Raw genomic sequence first — 18,354 nt, forward strand, 5'->3', positions numbered from 1 at the left:
ATTAGTGAGGGTGATTTACCTTATTCTTATCGATTAATTTTAGTACATACCAGAACGGCCATCATTCAAGTTAATATAAATATTCTTAGATTGGGTATAAGCATCAAGAATCATCTTATGGGTTTCACGGCCGATACCGGAATTCTTATAACCACCAAATGGCGCACCTGCTTCAAAGGCATTATAGGTATTCACCCACATCCGACCTGTCCGAACTCCACGAGCCACCTTGAAGGCAGTATTTAAGTTAGTGGTCCAGATACCACCACCTAGTCCATATTCATTTTCATTGGCCATCCGGATGACATCATCAGCATCTTTAAATTTAATTACGACCCCCACTGGGCCAAAGATTTCTTCTTGAGCAACTACCATATCATTAGTAGATTCCATCAAGGTTGGTTTATAGAAAGCACCCTTGGCTAGGTCACCTTCAGAATAACGTTCACCACCGGTTAAGATTTTAGCGCCTTCTTCTTTACCAATTTTAATATATTTTTCAATAGTTTCAATTTGGTGTTCATTGACTTGGGCACCCATTTGTACCCCATCTTCCCAAGGAAGTCCCACTTTAACTTTTTCGAATTCTGCCACTAATTTTTCCAAGAATTCATCATAAATAGATTCTTGGACAAAAATCCGTGAACCAGCTGAACATACTTGACCTTGGTTAAATAAGATACCTAATTGAACTCCTTCAAGGGCTTGATCCATATCCATATCTTCAAAGAAGATATTGGCGGACTTACCACCCAATTCTAGGGTAGCTGGGATTAAGTTTTCTGCAGCAGATAAAGCGATTGACCGACCCACAGCAGTTGAACCAGTAAAGGCTAATTTATCTAAACCTTTATGATGTTGTAAATATTCACCACATTTAGAACCAGAACCTGTCACTATATTAATGACCCCTGCAGGTAAAATATCATTCAAAATTTTACCAAATTCTAAAACCGATAAAGATGTGGATGAAGATGGTTTGAAGACTACAGTATCCCCTGCAGCAATAACTGGAGCTAATTTCCAAGCTGCCATTAAGAATGGAAAGTTCCAAGGTACGATCTGACCTACCACACCAATTGGTTCGCGTAGGACAATTGACATAGTTTGATCGTCTAACATTTTTACAGTATCTTCTTCACCCCGAATGACACCTGCAAAATAACGGAAATGATCAACCGCTAAAGCGATATCTGCATTGGTTGTTTCCCGTAAAGGTTTACCATTATCTAAAGTTTCTAATAAGGCAAAAAACTCTAATTTCTCTTCAAGGCGGTCAGCGATTTCTAATAGCTTAGCAGAACGTTCTTTAACTGAAGTCCGGCCCCAAGTCTTAAATGCTTCTTGGGCAGCTTCGACAGCGGCATCTACATCGGCATCTTGTGCGTCAACAATTGTTGCTAAGGCTTCTCCATTAGCTGGATTGTAGGAAGTAATCCGGTCATCGCCGGCTCCATTGGTCCATTCACCGTTAATCAACAACTGATAATCTTTTTCTAGCTTTAAATCTTTAATGTCCATAATCTAATCTCCTTTAATATTTGTTTGAACAAATTTTGTTCGATAGTGTTACTTTACTCTACTATGGAAACAATGTCAATTATTTAACTCACAGTAATGGAGGTTTCTTGCAAATTAATTTGCACCAACTATTCTGGTAAAAAATCTTGTTTTCACTTTCAAATCTAGGGGTGAATTCAAAGAAATCAGATCAGCAATTTATTCTCAGTTAGTAGCATCACACCCTGCAATCCAGCAATTCAGCATGATCTCCCTAAATTATCCATCTACCCTATTTAACCAAGCACCAGAAGAAAAAGCGGGCCAAAAGGGGCTGTAAACTAGGGATTTAATTCCTAAAAAAAATATCAGCATGATTAAGTGTTTTTATTTTAAAAAAAAATAAATTTAGAAATAAAAAAACCACCGAGTGGTGGTTTTTAGCTTTCAATTTAATTATCTTCTTCTTCCAATTCTAAACATTCATCTAAATCAAATTTTTTTGTGAATTCTGGATCCATATGGGTTAAGAAGTGCCAATCTTCTGAATCGTTTTTTCTATATAGGATTGCTTCTCCGTCTTCTGATCCAAAGTAGGCTCTTTCTACTTGGTAGCCTTTCTTTTCTAGATTTTTATTTACTTCTAAATAATTATTTTCTCTCGCTTCGATATAATCTATTAAATCTGAATTCGCTACTGTGTAAGCATCCACTCTAGTTGCTCCATCTACGATTCCTTTTCCTTTTTTAGATAAATTTGGAATTTCTTTCCAATATACTTCTACATCGCCATCTTCTGTAAACATAAACTTAGTTAGTGGTACTATGTTGCCATTTATTTCTAGTTCCATGTAGTCTGAGATTGAATCTAGCTTTATAGTTTCGTATTCAAATCCGTCTATCTCTTCAAATTTGTATCCTTTAAGTTGAGATACAAATTTTCTTCCTTCTTCTATGGTGTCAAATAGTCCCAGCTCTGTGCTCATTCCATCTTGGTATAATTCTAATATAAACATTTTTTCTCCTTATCTATTTAACTCTATTTCAAATTTAAAACTTGAATCGCCTTGAGTTGCTCTATACTTAATCTTGTAGTTTTTAAGAAGACTACTAACTATATAGAGCCCCAGTCCATTTCTATTCTTCTTAAGATTCTTCTTGCTAAGATCAAAGTTTACGTCAAAGATTTTATCTATATAGATACTACTTTTATTTTCATAAGTGTTTTCGATGTATCTATCCCCTTTTTCTGATCCTATATTTATACTACCATAAAAACGACCATACAAGAGCATCTTTACTCTTGTATGGTCGTTATTTCTTTTTTTACCGCTTAAAGGTTATCAGTTATACTTTGTTTTCTTCAATCCCTAACTGAACGCTCCTAATAGCCCGCTTTTTATCTAATTAATCTTCTATTATCGAATTTCCAAACCATCAACCGTTTGTAAACCAGCTAGTACTTGATCCATAGCGGCTTGGACTTGATCATCCGTCAAGGTTGCTTGCGGATCTTGGAATGTTAACCGGTAAGCCAAGGATTGTTTACCTGCAGCAATATGGTCCCCTTGGTAACGATCAAATAAGTCAAGACCGACTAATTTGTCGCCAGCCTGGGCTTTAATGATTTCTACCAATGAGGCATGACTTTGTTTTTCATCGACCAGTAAGGCGATGTCCCGAGACGTTTCAGGGAAGCGTGGAATTGGTGCTTGGGTGATAATTTCGGCTTGGGCGGCAATTAAATCTGCGACCCTTACTTCACCGAAGAAAGTGGTATCATCGAGGTCATAGTCTCGAGCAGTTTGGGGATGGACTTGACCAAAGAATCCAATTTCTTGGCCATCCAAGAGAATAGCCGCAGTTCGACCTGGATGCATGACGGGCAAATCATTTTTACTCCGATAAGTAATGTGGTCGCTTAGGCGAACCGTTTCGAAGTATGCTTCAAATATTCCTTTTAAATCAAAGAAGTCATATTTACGGTCTTTACCATACCAAGTATTGGCTTCATTTTGGCCAGAAAGTAGAATTGACAACCGTTTTTCTTCAATTGGTTGCTTATGTTTATCTTCAGATAAGAAAACGCGACCAATTTCATAAAAGGCCAATCCCGTATTTTTACGGTTAGCGTTATACATGGCTACGTCCATTAAAGCTGGGAACATACTTTGACGTAGAACGGTCCGTTCTTCAGACATAGGCCAATCCAATTCAACGAAACCATATGACTTATCTTGAATTAGTTGGGCTTTGTCTTTTGAAGTTAGGCCATAAGTAATGATTTCATTTAAGCCAAGTCCTTCAAGTATTTGACGGCTATGACGGGCAAAGGCTTGAGCCTTACTTAAGTGACCCGGCGTTGTTTCACCACTTGGTAATGTAGTAGGAATATTATCGTAACCATAGATACGGGCAATTTCTTCCAAAATATCGGCTTGGATAAAGATATCCCACCGCCGGTTAGGTACGGTCACTTCAAAGGAGTCTTTGCTTAATTGACAGTCAAAATTTAAGCGGTTAAAAATATGGCCAATTTGGTCTGAGCTTAAGTCTACCCCTAATTGATCAGCTACTTGGGCATAGGTCATCTTAATTTTAAGTGGGCTGTAGTTTTGATGGTTTTCTTCAACAAAACCATCCACCACTTGACCTTGGCCTAATAAAGCCATCAAGCCAGCAGCTTGATCGCCTGCTTCAGTCACCGTATCTTTATTAATCCCCTTTTCAAACCGAGCTGAAGATTCGGACCTCAAGGCAAGACGGCGGGAAGTTTTACGGACATTGGCCGAATTAAAGATAGCAGTTTCTAATAAAACGTTTTTAGTTTGATCCGTTACTTCAGAATCTAATCCACCCATAACTCCAGCTAAAGCAATCGCTCTATCACCTGATTTGATTAAAACATCTTCAGCCGTCAATTTACGGTCAATCTCATCTAAAGTAGTAAACGTTTCACCCGCATGCGCACGTGCCACCGAAATTTCTTTAGATGGTAAAGTGTCTAAGTCAAAAGCATGCATGGGTTGACCGTATTGAATCAAATAATAGTTAGTGACATCGACAATATTGTTGATTGGGCGAATGCCCGCCTTCATTAATCGCATTTGTAACCAAAGTGGACTTTCCGCCACGGTTATATTCTCAACCAAATGGAGTTGGTAATGACTAGCTAGGTCTTCTTCAATAGACACCTTGACTTGACCTAAAGCACCCTCATTATCTTCCACTAAAGGAAGGTCTTCTAATAAATTCATTATAGGTTTTTGGTCTAGGATGGCCCCAATTTCATAAGCAGAACCCACCATTGATAAGGCGTCAGCCCGGTTAGGGGTAATGTCTAACTCTAAAATTGGATCATCTAATTGCAAATACTCAATTAAATCCTGACCTACGGGTGCATCCTCAGGCAAAATATAAATACCATTCGCATAGGCTTTGGGCACAACAGAATCTGGAAAGCCTAATTCTGCTAAAGAACAAATCATCCCATTGGAAGCTTGACCGCGAATTTTACCCGCTTTAATGGTCACACCGCTAGGTAAAGTGGCATCTGGTAAGGCCACCATCACTTTTTGGCCCGCTTCAATATTTGGAGCTCCACAGACAATTTGTTGGACCGCATCACCATAAGATCCAACTTTAACTTGCGCCACATGCAAATGATCAGAGTCTGGATGGTCGATCAATTTAAGCACTTGACCCACAACTAAATTGGATAAGTCTTGGCCATAGTTAATCACTGATTCAATTTCAATCCCAGTCCGGGACATTAATTCTGCTAACTCTTGACCTTGTACACCGGTCATATCTAGGAAATCACTGAGCCATTCAAATGATACTAACATCTAGTTTTGTCCTCCTTTGAATTGTTGGTTAAAACGTAAATCATTGGTATAGAAATGACGGATGTCATCGACATTGTTACGAAGCATGGCAATCCGTTCAATTCCAAGACCGAAGGCAAAACCATTATATACAGATGAATCGACACCAGACATTTCTAACACATTAGGATGAACTATGCCTGCACCTAATACTTCGATCCAACCCGTATGTTTGCAAACATTACAACCTTGGCCCTTACATTTAAAGCATGAAATATCAATTTCAACCGATGGTTCAGTAAATGGGAAATAAGAAGGACGAAGGCGAATTTGTCTGTCTTCACCAAACATTTGTTGAGCAAATAACAATAAAGTTCCCTTTAAGTCAGCCATAGTCACGTGTTTATCGACCACTAAGCCTTCAATTTGTTGGAATTGGTGAGAGTGGGTAGCATCATCAGAGTCGCGCCGGAAAACTTTACCCGGTGAAATCATTTTTAAAGGTCCCTTGCTGAAATCATGTTTTTCCATAGTTCGAGCTTGCACAGGCGATGTGTGAGTCCGCATCAATAATTCTTCCGTAATATAGAAAGTATCCTGCATATCTCGAGCCGGATGGTCTTTAGGTAGGTTCATTTTTTCAAAGTTATACAGATCTTGTTCAACTTCTGGGCCTTCTACCACTTGGTAACCCATACCTAGGAAGATATCTTCTACTTGTTCCCTAGTTTGAGTTAAAATATGGCGGCTTCCAAACTTGTGACTATGTCCAGGCAAAGTGACATCCAATCGTTCGGCTTCAAGTTGGGCTTGAAGTTCTTTGGCGGCGACTTGACTTTGAGCAGTTTCCATACTTTGATTAAAGGCGGCATTAAATTGTTTTAATGCCTGACCAAGTTGAGGTTTTTCATCCGGAGCAAGACTCCGCATTTCTTTTTGAATGGCCTGTAATTGGGACTTCTTCCCGGTAAAGGCTACTTTGATATCATTTAAGACTTTGGATGATTCAGCCAGGCTGATTTGTTGCTGAGCGTCTGCCAATAAATTATCTAAATCTTTTTGTAAATCAACAATTGACATGATTTTCCTACTTTCTTTTTAATCTTCGCTAAAACCTACAAATATGATGGTGTCAGGCCTTATAGTTCTCATCACTGCAATAAAAAAAACCCTCCCTGGTCAGGGACGAGCTATCGTGGTACCACCCTTGTTCATTGCTAGGTCCTAGCCTAGCAACGCACTTGGACCCATAACCGTGGGTGCGGTACCCTTTTCAATCATTTCATATCTTTAGGGGTAAACTCAGAAATTGAATAGTTCGACGACTTACTAACTTACTTTCAGTCAAGGTAAGTCTTCCTGTGGTTCGCGTCGCACCTTAGATTTCGTCTTCGTTTTTTGTGATTAGCTTAAGTATAGCGATTTGCCTTGAAATCGTCAATATTTAGACTTCTGAATAAGTGATTTATTTCGACAAAATCTATCCTTAATCTCATTATTTAAATTTAGGACCAGAAATAAAGAATGAAACCGCTAAGGAAGCTAAGGCATTCCCATAACGGATGCTTAGGCCTTTGCTAGCTTGATAAAATCCAGTTGAGACTTCAAGCATGGCGGCTTCCTTGTCCATCAAGGTAACTAGCCAAGACTCGGCATATTTAGGCACATCCCGGGTCGCACCCCACATATGTTTTAAGATAATATCTTCTTCTAAGTCGGATAGGTGGGTTAGTTTTTTTGCGTTGGCCAAGGCAATTCTTGGATGTTCATATAAATGCCCTTTTGGACCATATTGGTCTTTTTGCCATACTTGATAGAAAAATAAATCATGGAGTAGACCAGCCCGAGCAGTCGCCCGTTTATCTAAGCCAAACTTTCGTGCTAAACAGAAAGCGCGATAGGATACAGTTAAGGAATGTTCTAAGCGGTTACTGTAATTGTGGTGAACAAAGTCTGCTAAGGATTGAACTTGTTCTTGATCTAATAAGTCTTGGACGCAGTCTAAATAGTCTTGATCAGTTTGCCAATTGAGTCGGGTGAAAAATGCCATATTCTGCCTCCTTAGTTAAGTTACTCTTATTGTACTACTTTATTGTAAAGAAGAGATGAATTTTACATAAAGTTAATGTTAAGTTTTATGAAGCCTTTTCAAGCTTATCGTGAATTTTTCATGATTTTATCCATAGCTGACTCTATTTCTCATTTTATTTTGATTTTGTAAGAGCTTTATTTACATAAAATTTACAGCAAATTTACTCAAGATTTACACTCAAAGCTTATAATCTACTTATGTCCCTTAGGTTGGCCTTAAAACCATTATCTGACGGAATTTAATCGAAATAAAATAATATCCACAGTCATCGGTTAACTGGCAGAAGCAAGTTGTATTCTGATTCTGGCTTAATCGACTGTTCAAGAACGAACCTATAAAGTAAAAACTAGATTTCTACTTGTTGCTTCGTTCCTACTAGTTAGGAGGTAATATGCAAATACGTATCCAAGGGCTTTCTAAGTCATTTGGTCAAAACCAAGTCATAAAACCACTCGATATGGTCATTGAATCCAGCCGCTTAACCACCTTGTTGGGTCCATCTGGTTGTGGCAAAACTACCCTGCTCCGTATGATTGCAGGTTTAGAAAGGCCAGACCAAGGCCAAATATTTTTCGATGACGTCTGTGTCTTTTCCGAAGAAAAAGGAATTAATTTACCCCCAGAAAAAAGAGGCTTGGGCTTTGTGTTCCAAGACTTTGCTCTCTGGCCTCACATGACCATCTTTGAAAATGTCGCCTTTGGTCTACGGGCTACAAAAAATACCACGCGGTTAGAAGAACGGGTCCATAAAGCTTTGGCTTCAGTCCAACTAGAAAAAATGGCTGACCGTTATCCCCACCAACTATCGGGGGGGCAACAACAACGAGTTTCTTTTGCCCGCGCTATTGTGATTGAACCCGCTTGTATTCTCTTTGATGAACCCTTGTCCGCTTTGGATGCCATCCTACGTGAACAAATGCGGGTGGAATTAAGAGCCTTAATTGACCGACTACAAATTACGGCAATTTTTGTGACCCATGATCAAACTGAAGCTATGTCTATTTCAGACAAGATTGCGGTGATGTCACAAGGTTTAGTCCAACAATATGATAGTCCTGAAAATATTTATCAGGCTCCGGTCAATCAAACGGTGGCTAATTTTGTTGGTACCAGTAATTGGATTGATGATCATCACCTCTTCCGACCAGAACAAGCCCAATTAGTCGGCCAAGCCAATGATCAACATTTCCAAGCAAAGGTTATATCCAGTGAGTTTCTCGGTCAAAACTACTTAGTCCATTTAGAGTACCAAGGCCAAGAATGGTCCGTCTACTCCCCGATTCGTTTAAATCACGACCAAGTGATTGATTTGTATCTTGCCCCGCAGCATATCACTCAAGTTTAATTATTATAGAAGGAGACATAATTATTATGAAAAAATTCTTAAAAACAATGGCCCTTGCCGCAGTAACTTTAGGTTCTTTTGCTTCATTTGGTCTGACTGACCAAACCGTTTCAGCTGAAGGTGATAAAATCACTGTTTATATGCCATCCCCTGCCGGCCTCGCTGAAAAAATTGCTGAAGGTTTCAAAACTCAATCTGGTAAAGAAGTTGAAGTTTTCCAAGGAACGACCGGTGAAATCTTAGCTCGTTTAGAAGCTGAAAAAGAAAACCCTATTGCCGATGTGGTAATCTTAGCTTCTTGGTCTGATGGTTTAGCCATGAAAAATGATGACAAATTAGCTAGCTATGAATTGTCTAACAAGGACAACGCGGTAGAAAACTTTATCGATGAAGACAACACTTTATTCGGTTACTCTGCTTCAGCTGTTGGTGTTATCTATAATACAGAATTATTTGAAAGCTTAGAAGCTGACTGGGCTGACTTAGGTACTACCGAAGACTATAAAGACCTATTAGCGATTCCTGACCCTGAAAAATCAGGTGCTGCCAAAGACTTCGTTTCTGCTTATGTGACTGAAAAAGGTTGGGATGACTTCGAAGCCTTAGCTAATAACGGTACAATTGTGCCAGGCGCTAACAAGGCTGCTATGGAAGCTGTCACTACGGGTGAAGTCGGTATCCTAGTCGCTGGGGTTGACTACAATGCTTACAAAGCCATCGATGAAGGTGAACCTTTAGCCATGTATTATCCTGAATCTGGTACTGTAATTAACCCTCGTCCAGCTATGATTATGAAAGACGCTCCAAACCCTGAAGGCGCGCAAGAATTCGTGGAATACTTATTCTCTGATGAAGCCCAACAAATGGTTGCTGATGCTTACTTAATCCCTGGTCGTGCGGATGTAAAATCTGAAAAACGCCCTAACGTAGATGAAATTCCTACTTTAAATACTGACTGGGGTAAGATGATGGAAGTTGCTTCTGAAGCAGCCGCTAGAATCAACGAATTAATGGCTCAATAATCAGTTGCCATGAAACAATTAAAGAGTAACTTAAAATTAGTAGCAAGCCTCGGGTTGCTACTAATTTTATTCATATTAATTATTGCTCCCTTGTTTTCGATTTTTATTCAAACCATTGTCGTCGATGGTCAAGTTACTTTAGACCAAGTAATCACAACCCTCGCTGAGCGTAAAAACTTACAAATGATTATCAATTCACTCTTATTGGGCTTTTTCACTGTCATAATGACTTCCCTGATTGCCCTACCCTTGGCTTATCTTTTTACCAAGACTAGTATGGCCAAGTATCAATTCTTTGATACGATTTTTATGATGCCTTTTATGACGCCGCCCTTTATTGCCTCTATGGGATGGATTTTGTTTATGCAACGACGGGGCTTGCTCCAACGTTTCATCCCGGCACTTGACCAATCAGATGAATTCTTTTTTACCATTACCGGTTTAGTTATTGTCATGAGTTTTCATAATTTTCCTTTTATGTATACCATGATGAAAAATGCCATCTTAAATATCCCCGCCTCCTTAGAAGAAGGCGCAGCGGTTTTTGGGGCCAATTTCTGGCGCCGGATTCGTAAAGTTTTTATTCCATTAATTACGGGTAATTACGCGATTGCTGCTTTGCTGGTTTTTGTTAAGGTGATTTCGGAATATGGGACGCCTGCGACCTTGGGTAAACGGATTGGCTTTAATGTCTTTACCACCGAAATCCATCGTTATGCCACGGTGGCGCCCATCTCCTTTGGTAAGTCAGCTTCCTTGGCTTCAATTCTGGTGACCATTTGTCTGGGGCTATGGATGATTCAAACCTATGTAACCAATCAGCGGACTTATAATCTCATTTCTGGTAAAGGTAGTCGGTCCAAACTAATCCAATTAAAACCTTGGCAACAAGTCCTAGCTTGGGGCTATATTTTGGCGATTATTACGGGGGCGACCATCATCCCCATGTTTTCTGTCTTCGCCACCTCAATTATTAAGTTAAGAGGGTATGGTTTCCGCTTTGATAACTTGACCTTTAAACATTATTATCAAATGTTTACTGCCAATGATAAAACGGTTGCTGCCATTCTAAACTCCTTCCTCTTAGCCTTTGTAGCAGCTACCGTTTGTGCTCTACTAGGTACCCTCATTGTGCTTACGATTCGTAACCTAAAAGGAAAACTAGCTAAAGGAATGGAGGCGATTAGTTTGCTGCCTGAGATGGTACCAGGCATTGTACTCATCTTAGGTATCATGCTGTTTTGGAATGATATCTATCATTTGATACCGATTTATAATACCATGTATCTCTTAGCTTTAGCCTATATCATCCTTTTTCTCCCCTTTACCGTCCAATATGTGACTTCATCCTTTACTCAAATTAATCCTTCCCTAATGTCAGCGGGTCAAGTCTTCGGAGCTAGCCCTTCCTATATTTTCCGCCGGATTACGCTACCCCTGATTAAGCCTGGTATTATTACTGGCTGGATGATGACTTTTATTATCTCCTTCCGAGAACTTGTCACAGCCTCCTTAATTTCGCCGCCAAATAAATACGTGATTTCCACCTTTATTGTGAGGGAATTTGGGCAAGGGTCCGTTTCAACCGGGATGGCCATGGCTGTCATTTGTGTCCTATTAACCACCACGACCCTCTTAATTTTAAACCATGTCACCCGCAAGAAAATTGTATAAAAATAAGCCTCTCTTCAGTTTTCAATTACTTCTGTACTGACCCCCTAAAGTTGGACCAAAAAATCCAACTTTTTGGGGGTCACTATATTCTGAAAAGAGGCTTGTTTTTTTAGTCTAGTGGTTAAAATGGAATAAAAGGATTCCGGTTGCAACCGCTACATTTAAGGATTCTGCTTGGCCGAGCATGGGAATATAAACGGAATGATCCGCTGCTTGAATTAAATCACCAGCCACGCCAGCCCCTTCATTGCCCATGATTAAAGCCACTTTATCGTCTAATTTAAGGTCTGAATAAATTTGGGCATCTTTATGAAGTGCGGTTGCCAGCACCGGAATCTTAGTCGCTTGTAATGCCGGAATAGCTGCCTCTAAATCATAATGGATGACCGGTAGATGCCAAATTGAGCCTTGAGTAGCCCTTAGGACCTTATCATTATAAGGATCAACACACCCTTGCCCTAGTATGACTGCATCAAAACCGGCCGCATCTGCGGTCCGAATCATGGTCCCTAAATTACCTGGATCTTGGATGGCATCTAAGAGTAAGAGGCGGTGCCAACTTGGGTCGAGACTTGCTGGTTTTTGCTTGGATTCAACTACCGCAAAGACTCCTTGGTCTTGTTGGGTTTGGCTCAAGTATTGGGCCAAACCCGGCGTCAACAAATAAGTATCGCAATGGTCTTGATCAAATAATTCCTCATGGTCTCCTAAATAAGCCGGCGTCGCCATCAGAGCTTGGAGGGGTAAACCAGCTTTGAGGGCCTCTTGCACTAAGTGGTCTCCTTCAATTAGAAAAGCCCTCGCCTTGCGCCGGCCCTTACTCGTATGCAGTTTCCGCCATTCTTTAATGCTTTGATTTTGTTTGGATGTTATTTCATGTTTTGCTGACATAATGGGCCCCCTTTTTATCTCTGTCTATTGTCTAGTAAATTATGGGGCTTGTCAATGAAAGGGAGTGAAACAGAAGTATAAAAATCTTTGATTTTCTGGTTTCTGTCTACTCCCTTGATTATATCATTCTACCTTATTTCACGGCGTATTCGGCACAACAATAAACACAGCGGTAAATCTTTGCTTCTTTGTCCACCAAGCGATACTCATGAACAATTTCTTGCTCAATCGAGGTAATGCACCGAGGATTTTTATATTTAATCACGTTGATCAATTTTTCCGGCATGTCAAGCTAAATTAGCAGATTCTTTAAAGGAAAATTTAAAATTGGGATTTTGGGGATGATACTTTGGCTTCGTGTGTTTTATGTTCCGATGCTTTTCTTTAATTTTGTTTAACTATGGAAAATTTTATTTAGTTACTAGTCAAGTGAGGAAAGCAGCGTATTATTTTCTTAATTTGTAGTATAAGTAAGGAAACCATTGGGGTGATTTCCACACTGGCAGTTCGAATCAGGAAAATTTTCAACACGCAAGCTGCCACTAAGGAAAATAATTCCTAGGTTTCTTTATCAGTACTGATAGTAAAGAAAATTTTCCACAATTAAAGGAAAAGTCTGGAATCCCAAGCCAAAACCTTGTGCAAACCGCCCAACCCATCCTATAATGAGGGCCTCGCCTAAGCGAGGCCACCGACTAAAGCCACCAGTGCAGACAATACTAACCAACTCCTGCACAACTCCTATACCGGCTCATAACCCAGTCCAATCCTATCAGAAAGCAGCGGGTTATAATCCCTGCTGCTTTCCTTTAATATCAAAAGAAGCCCTCGCCGACAAGCGAAGGCCTCATCACAACCTCAATCAAACTATTTAGTTAAACGATAAATGGCTTCAGCATAGATAGCTGTGGCTCTTAACAAGTCTTCAACTGCCAAGAATTCGTTGGCTTGGTGCATCACATCGATTGAGTCTGGGAATAAAGCACCATATGCAACACCGCGTGGCATTAAGCGGCCATAGGTACCGCCCCCAATCGATTGTTCGTGGGCTTCAAAACCAGTTTGTTTATGGTAAACATCCAGTAAAGTTTCTACCAATGGATCATCCGCTGGCACATAATGAGGGTCCTTATGGTGGCCCATAGAAACTTGAAGACTAGCATAATGACCGAGGGCTTTTTCCATTTGACCTAACATGGTATCAGGTTCTGTTCCTTCTGGATAACGGAAGTTCACATCAATATGGCCGCCCTTTTCAGCGTCATAGTTAGCAATTCCAATATTCATGGATACATCGCCCATGACATCATGATGGTGGCTTACACCCACTTTGCTACCATCAAAACCTTCAAATAATTCATGGCTTAAGACTTGGACAAAGTTTTCCGCGGCTTGGTCATCAAAGCGATATTGGCTCAAGAAACGGCCCAATTGAGTCGCCCCGTTGACACCTTTATGTGGAGTGGATCCGTGAGCTGACTTACCAACTACAGTGATAGATACTTGCTTGCCATCGACGCTTAAATTACCCTTTAAGTCATTTTCCGCTAAAAATTGGTCGAAATCTGCTTGGAAATCAATGTCCCCTTTTAATACCTCTAGGACTGCAAAAGCAGATTCAGGAACCATATTTGGTCGCAAGCCTGCTTTAAATTCAATTAATTTTAAGTCGCCTTCTAAGACTTGAGAATCCTTGGTATCAATGGCTGCGGAGACATTTCCTTTTTCCCCATTAATGATTGGGAATTCAGCATCCGGTGAAAAACCAAAGTCGGGCATTTCTGCATGTTTGAAATAATAGTCCATACATTGCCAACCAGATTCTTCATCCGTACCTACAATTAAGTGAACCCGTTTATTGAAAGTATGCCCTAATTCACGCAATAATTTCAAAGCAAAATAAGCTCCTACGGTTGGTCCCTTATCATCCGAAGAACCCCGGGCATAAATCCGATCATTAATGATTTGTGGTTCAAAAGGATCAGTATCCCAACCAGACCCAGCTGGTACTACGTCCACGTGACCTAGAATACCCATCAATTCATCGCCAGCCCCAATCTCAACCCGGCCAGCCCATGGGCCAAAGGCTTGAGTTTGGAAACCATCTTCTTGGGCCATCTTAAGGAACTCATCTAAGGCAGCCTTGGGTCCCGGACCAACCGGAGTTTCCTCGGTTGCGGCCGCATCATCACGGACAGAATCAATTTTTAATAAACGAAATAGATCTTTAAATAAGTCTTCTTTACGACTTTCAACTTCTTGTAACCAGTTGATATTTTCCATAGTTAAGCTCCTTTATTTTTTAATACATTTATTGTAACACTTTTTATAAAAAGGAGTGAAAAATCCAACCCCAGGGAAGGATTTTCTACTCCTCACTTCATTATTCCAAGCCATAGGGACGCAATAAATCACATTCTGCCGCCGTTAGTTCCCGGTATTGACCTAGATCAAGGTCAGGATCTAGGACCAAGGGCCCCATACTAACCCGGTGCAAGTGTAACACTTCATGGTCTCTGGCTAGAAACATCCGTTTAACTTGATGGAACTTGCCCTCATGAATGGTCACCTTGGTCAAGCTTTGGTCTTTATCTGGATCATAATCTAAAATTTCTAACTCAGCCGCTTGGGCTGTAAAATCCTTTAAGCGAATTCCGGCTGCAAAGGCTGCGATATCTACTTCACTCACTTGGCCAGTCACCAAGGCTTGATAGGTCTTAGCGACATGTTTTTTTGGCGAGAGTAATTGATGAGCTAATTGACCATTATTGGTTAAGAGTAACAAACCGGTGGTATCAATGTCTAACCGCCCCACTGGAAAAAGGTCGACATGGTCAAAATCAAGGGCAACCCAATCAATCACCGTTTCATGCATTTTATCTTCAGTAGCAGAAACCAAACCATCTGGTTTATTCAGCATTACATAGTAATAAGCCTGATATACAAGTTCTTGACCTAAATAAGCAACTTGGTCATGGTCTTCATCTACCCCATGGTTTACTTTGGTAACTGTTTCGTCATTCACTTGGATTTGACCCGAAGTGATGAGTTTCTTGACTTCTTTACGCGAGCCTAGGCCAAGAGTCGCTAAAAATTTATCCAGCCGCATCATGATGGGAAAATCCTTAACTTATCTTGAATTTCTTGGAAACGATGTCCCAATAGAATGTGGAGTTTACCCATTAAGCCCATGCCTGCCCCATAAACAAAGACTGCAATGACCATATCAAAGAGAACTTTAACAAAGGTTAAACCACGTCCTACTGTGCCAAACAGACGATTTAAAGCGATATTCCAGGCTCCGGTGATTAACAGCATAACCCCAGATACGATAATAATCGCAGTCAAATCTGAAATAAGTTTGGCAAAGTCAAATTCTAAATGACGATGAAGTTCAAAGCACATTAAAAGTGAGGCGACTAAGAAGGCAAAGAGAGTGGCTGCTAAAGCTCCATGAGCTTGGAAAACAGCTACAAATGGATACTGGGCCAAGGCTTTAACTAGGAGTCCAATTAGGAGATAGCGAATGGCCATCCGGCGCTGATCCATCGATTGCAAAATCGTTGAAAGAACAGTATAAGCCCCTAGGAAAATAGAGGATAAAGATCCGGTAATTAGTAGACCCGGTCCGGCTGGGGCTCCATTGGCATAGAAGAGATGGTAAATATTATCTGAAATAGCAACCATCCCAAAAGATGCGGGTAACATGATAAACATGAAAATCACTAAAATACGTTGGACTAAATCAGACGTAGCCCGCACATCTTTTTTAGCAAACAAGCTGGTTACAGATGGAATCGCAGACGCCGCCATCGCAACTGCTAGAGAAATAATAATCATCATTAACTTATCCACATCCAAGGACAAGGTTCCATATAATTCAGAAATTTCAATTAATAGAAGGGGTGACGTTGCCTGCATAATTTGACTAAAACTATAGGTATCAATCAATTGGGCAATAATAATTCCAGAGCCTAATAAAACAAATGGAATTGAGTCCCGAATCAGTAATTTGAAACTTTCCTTGAAGTCAATACTTACCTTATTTGGCGATGCTTGAACCAAACTAGTAATGGTTTTTTGTTGCCGCCATAATAAGTAAATCAAATAGACAAGGGATAGGAGTGCCCCGATAAAAGCAGCAAAGGTGGAGTGCACCACTGCCTGAGTGACATCACCTGAATAGATTTTCATAATGGCATAGGTTAAGGCTAGCATATAGATAACCCGGGCAATTTGTTCAATAATTTGAGAGACAGCCGTTGGTTTCATGTCATTAAAGCCTTGGAAATACCCTCTTAATAAGGACATCATCGGCAAGATTAATAAGGCTGGGACCAAGGACCGAATAACCAGGGTTGCACCCTCAGGATTAATGGTTGGCGATTGTTCCGCTAAAGCAGGTGCTAAAGCAAAGAGTAACCCACCGGATACGATCCCGGTGACTAACATGATAACCATGGCATAACGGAATAGTTTTTGAGCGACTCCATATTCTTTCTTGGAATGGAAATAAGCCATTAACTTAGCAATTGCTGATGGAAAGCCAGCGGTTGCTAAGGCTAAAAATAGTGAGTATGGTTTATAACCTACTGAATATAAGGAGTTGGCTTGAGTATATTCAGCGCCTAACCAAGCAGCCCATGGAATAATATAAATTGCACCTAAGATTCTAGAGAAAATCGAACCTACAGTCATCCAAATTGTGCCAGAGACAAAGTGGTCGGACCTAGCCTGGTCAGCTGACTCAGTTATATGATTCAAATCTTCATCCATTACTTCGCTTTCAAAGTGTGATTCAGGCTCAAGTGTCTCCTCATCTTCTACATCGAGGTCAGGGGTAATTTCATTTTCTACTAAATAATCCGCTTCAGCTTGTTCTTCTTCCGCCTTAATCACCGCATCAATCACACCTACTTGCTCAAGAGTGTTATCTAAGATAATCTCATGGGTATTGTGGAGCGCTGCCATTTCTTGGTCAAGTTCAGACTGCTGTTTAGTTTGAGCTTCTTTAGCAGCCGCTTGCGCCCATTCTTCTTCAAAATCGCGATTGGCTTGGTTAAAGGCTTCATCCTCATCAATATCCACAAGGTCTGCATCAACTAAATCAGCTTCCTCAGTAATGGATGGTTTAGTTTGGGCTTCAACTTCAAGATTATGGTCAAGCTGGGCTTCACTTTCCTCTGATGAAGCAACCCTCTCATCTTCATAAACAAGTGCCTCATCTGCTTCAATAGGCTGAGCTTCTAATTTTTTTGCATCAGCCAAGTCCATATCATCAAGAGAGTCAGCTTCAATTGCTTCGCCCTCGTTTTCTTCGGTCTTATCCGAATTAGTTAAACGGTCAAAGAAGCTGGCTGATTTAGCACGAAATGACCCAACGAGGTCACCAATTTTAGGACTCGAAGCTTGATCATTGGGACTAAAGTAGTCATCTTCTTCCTCGACTTGATTATATAAGGTTTCAAAATCCTCATAATCATCATCAACTTCTGCTGGATTAAGGTTCATTTCAGTTTCACTTGTCGCTTGCTTGGCTTTAAACTGGTTTAAAAAATCATGCCAGCGCTGCGGCAATGATTTGTCTTGATGGACAGGTTGACCTAGTTCTGCTGGTCTTTCTTCATTTTCTTCAAAATCAGGCCCTTCATAGTAAGCCTTGGCAAACTCATAGTCATCATATTCAACATCACCCTCGGATGTCTGAGCTGAAGCCAAGGCACCCTCATCAGCTTCCAAGCCCCTAGAAAAATCTTGTTCTCTAGACCCTTCTTCTTGTTCACGGGCTTGACGATCAAAGAAATCTTCATCATAGCCTTGGGGATTCAGATGGCTTTCCTCAGGACGAGCTTCATAGAGACGCTGATTATAAAAATTACGAATCCGTTTTAATTCATCTTCGGTAAATTGAATGGTATCTGCGAGATCACGACGATAATGGCCCTTGTCTTGAGCATCTTGTTTTAAATCATGTTCATCTTGCGTCAATTTCTTTCCTCCTCA

Annotated in this window: 13 protein-coding genes; 3 read left to right on the plus strand and 10 right to left on the minus strand. The window is 40.4% G+C overall.

The features are described 5' to 3' along the window. Positions 1–39: 39 nt before the first annotated feature. The 5 genes from G396_RS0105330 to G396_RS0105355 form a co-directional block, all read right to left on the minus strand. A complete protein-coding gene (locus G396_RS0105330; RefSeq protein WP_034907637.1) occupies positions 40–1,521 on the minus strand; it encodes an aldehyde dehydrogenase family protein in 1,482 nt (493 codons plus the stop codon). A gap of 431 nt (positions 1,522–1,952) precedes the next feature. Next, a complete protein-coding gene (locus tag G396_RS0105335) occupies positions 1,953–2,516 on the minus strand; it encodes a hypothetical protein (RefSeq protein ID WP_006417960.1) in 564 nt (187 codons plus the stop codon). 402 nt (positions 2,517–2,918) lie between these two features. Next, a complete protein-coding gene (gene pheT / locus G396_RS0105345; RefSeq protein WP_028125298.1) occupies positions 2,919–5,348 on the minus strand; it encodes a phenylalanine--tRNA ligase subunit beta in 2,430 nt (809 codons plus the stop codon). After that, on the minus strand, positions 5,349–6,407 hold the full coding sequence (gene pheS, locus G396_RS0105350; protein WP_028125299.1) for a phenylalanine--tRNA ligase subunit alpha: 1,059 nt from the start codon (positions 6,405–6,407) through the stop codon (positions 5,349–5,351). 415 nt (positions 6,408–6,822) lie between these two features. After that, the gene (locus tag G396_RS0105355; protein WP_006417975.1) at positions 6,823–7,377 is read right to left on the minus strand and encodes an HD domain-containing protein; all 555 of its coding nucleotides are present in this window, start codon (positions 7,375–7,377) and stop codon (positions 6,823–6,825) included. 433 nt (positions 7,378–7,810) lie between these two features. Here G396_RS0105355 and G396_RS0105360 point away from each other — a divergent pair, with 433 nt between their 5' ends. From G396_RS0105360 to G396_RS0105370, 3 genes are read left to right on the plus strand one after another with little or no spacing between them, the layout of a single operon-like run. Beyond that, complete coding sequence (locus G396_RS0105360) at positions 7,811–8,764, plus strand: ABC transporter ATP-binding protein (RefSeq protein ID WP_006417974.1); 954 nt, start codon at positions 7,811–7,813, stop codon at positions 8,762–8,764. Positions 8,765–8,790: 26 nt separating this feature from the next. Next, the gene (locus tag G396_RS0105365; protein WP_028125300.1) at positions 8,791–9,786 is read left to right on the plus strand and encodes an ABC transporter substrate-binding protein; all 996 of its coding nucleotides are present in this window, start codon (positions 8,791–8,793) and stop codon (positions 9,784–9,786) included. Positions 9,787–9,795: 9 nt separating this feature from the next. Next, the gene (locus tag G396_RS0105370) at positions 9,796–11,460 is read left to right on the plus strand and encodes an ABC transporter permease (protein WP_028125301.1); all 1,665 of its coding nucleotides are present in this window, start codon (positions 9,796–9,798) and stop codon (positions 11,458–11,460) included. A gap of 114 nt (positions 11,461–11,574) precedes the next feature. Here the strand turns inward: G396_RS0105370 and G396_RS0105375 are convergent, their stop codons facing one another. The 5 genes from G396_RS0105375 to G396_RS10945 all read right to left on the minus strand — a co-directional run bounded on the left by G396_RS0105375 (position 11,575) and on the right by G396_RS10945 (position 18,339). Then, positions 11,575–12,351 (minus strand): TrmH family RNA methyltransferase, encoded by a 777-nt coding sequence (locus G396_RS0105375; RefSeq protein ID WP_034907638.1) that lies wholly within the window; start codon positions 12,349–12,351, stop codon positions 11,575–11,577. 133 nt (positions 12,352–12,484) lie between these two features. Next, positions 12,485–12,637, minus strand: coding sequence for an aspartate carbamoyltransferase (locus tag G396_RS11195; RefSeq protein ID WP_081683550.1), 153 nt, complete (start codon positions 12,635–12,637; stop codon positions 12,485–12,487). Positions 12,638–13,218: 581 nt separating this feature from the next. Further along, positions 13,219–14,634 carry a dipeptidase PepV gene (pepV, locus tag G396_RS0105385; RefSeq protein ID WP_028125303.1) on the minus strand — a complete coding sequence of 472 codons (1,416 nt, stop codon included), beginning with the start codon at positions 14,632–14,634 and terminating at the stop codon, positions 13,219–13,221. A 100-nt stretch (positions 14,635–14,734) separates the two neighbouring features. Beyond that, positions 14,735–15,460, minus strand: coding sequence for a pseudouridine synthase (locus G396_RS0105390; protein WP_028125304.1), 726 nt, complete (start codon positions 15,458–15,460; stop codon positions 14,735–14,737). Further along, on the minus strand, positions 15,460–18,339 hold the full coding sequence (locus G396_RS10945) for a polysaccharide biosynthesis protein (RefSeq protein ID WP_051221151.1): 2,880 nt from the start codon (positions 18,337–18,339) through the stop codon (positions 15,460–15,462). The genes G396_RS0105390 and G396_RS10945 overlap by 1 nt, the downstream gene beginning before the upstream one ends. Positions 18,340–18,354: the final 15 nt, after the last annotated feature.

Origin of the sequence: Eremococcus coleocola DSM 15696 (assembly GCF_000428865.1) — a bacterium.
Classification (GTDB): domain Bacteria; phylum Bacillota; class Bacilli; order Lactobacillales; family Aerococcaceae; genus Eremococcus; species Eremococcus coleocola.

Bases quoted from the DNA above. Each gene is read 5' to 3' on its own strand.
- G396_RS0105330 (WP_034907637.1), bottom strand. From the start codon at position 1,521: ATGGACATTAAAGATTTAAAGCTAGAAAAAGATTATCAGTTGTTGATT.
- G396_RS0105335 (WP_006417960.1), bottom strand. From the start codon at position 2,516: ATGTTTATATTAGAATTATACCAAGATGGAATGAGCACAGAGCTGGGA.
- pheT (WP_028125298.1), bottom strand. From the start codon at position 5,348: ATGTTAGTATCATTTGAATGGCTCAGTGATTTCCTAGATATGACCGGT.
- pheS (WP_028125299.1), bottom strand. From the start codon at position 6,407: ATGTCAATTGTTGATTTACAAAAAGATTTAGATAATTTATTGGCAGAC.
- G396_RS0105355 (WP_006417975.1), bottom strand. From the start codon at position 7,377: ATGGCATTTTTCACCCGACTCAATTGGCAAACTGATCAAGACTATTTA.
- G396_RS0105360 (WP_006417974.1), top strand. From the start codon at position 7,811: ATGCAAATACGTATCCAAGGGCTTTCTAAGTCATTTGGTCAAAACCAA.
- G396_RS0105365 (WP_028125300.1), top strand. From the start codon at position 8,791: ATGAAAAAATTCTTAAAAACAATGGCCCTTGCCGCAGTAACTTTAGGT.
- G396_RS0105370 (WP_028125301.1), top strand. From the start codon at position 9,796: ATGAAACAATTAAAGAGTAACTTAAAATTAGTAGCAAGCCTCGGGTTG.
- G396_RS0105375 (WP_034907638.1), bottom strand. From the start codon at position 12,351: ATGTCAGCAAAACATGAAATAACATCCAAACAAAATCAAAGCATTAAA.
- G396_RS11195 (WP_081683550.1), bottom strand. From the start codon at position 12,637: ATGCCGGAAAAATTGATCAACGTGATTAAATATAAAAATCCTCGGTGC.
- pepV (WP_028125303.1), bottom strand. From the start codon at position 14,634: ATGGAAAATATCAACTGGTTACAAGAAGTTGAAAGTCGTAAAGAAGAC.
- G396_RS0105390 (WP_028125304.1), bottom strand. From the start codon at position 15,460: ATGCGGCTGGATAAATTTTTAGCGACTCTTGGCCTAGGCTCGCGTAAA.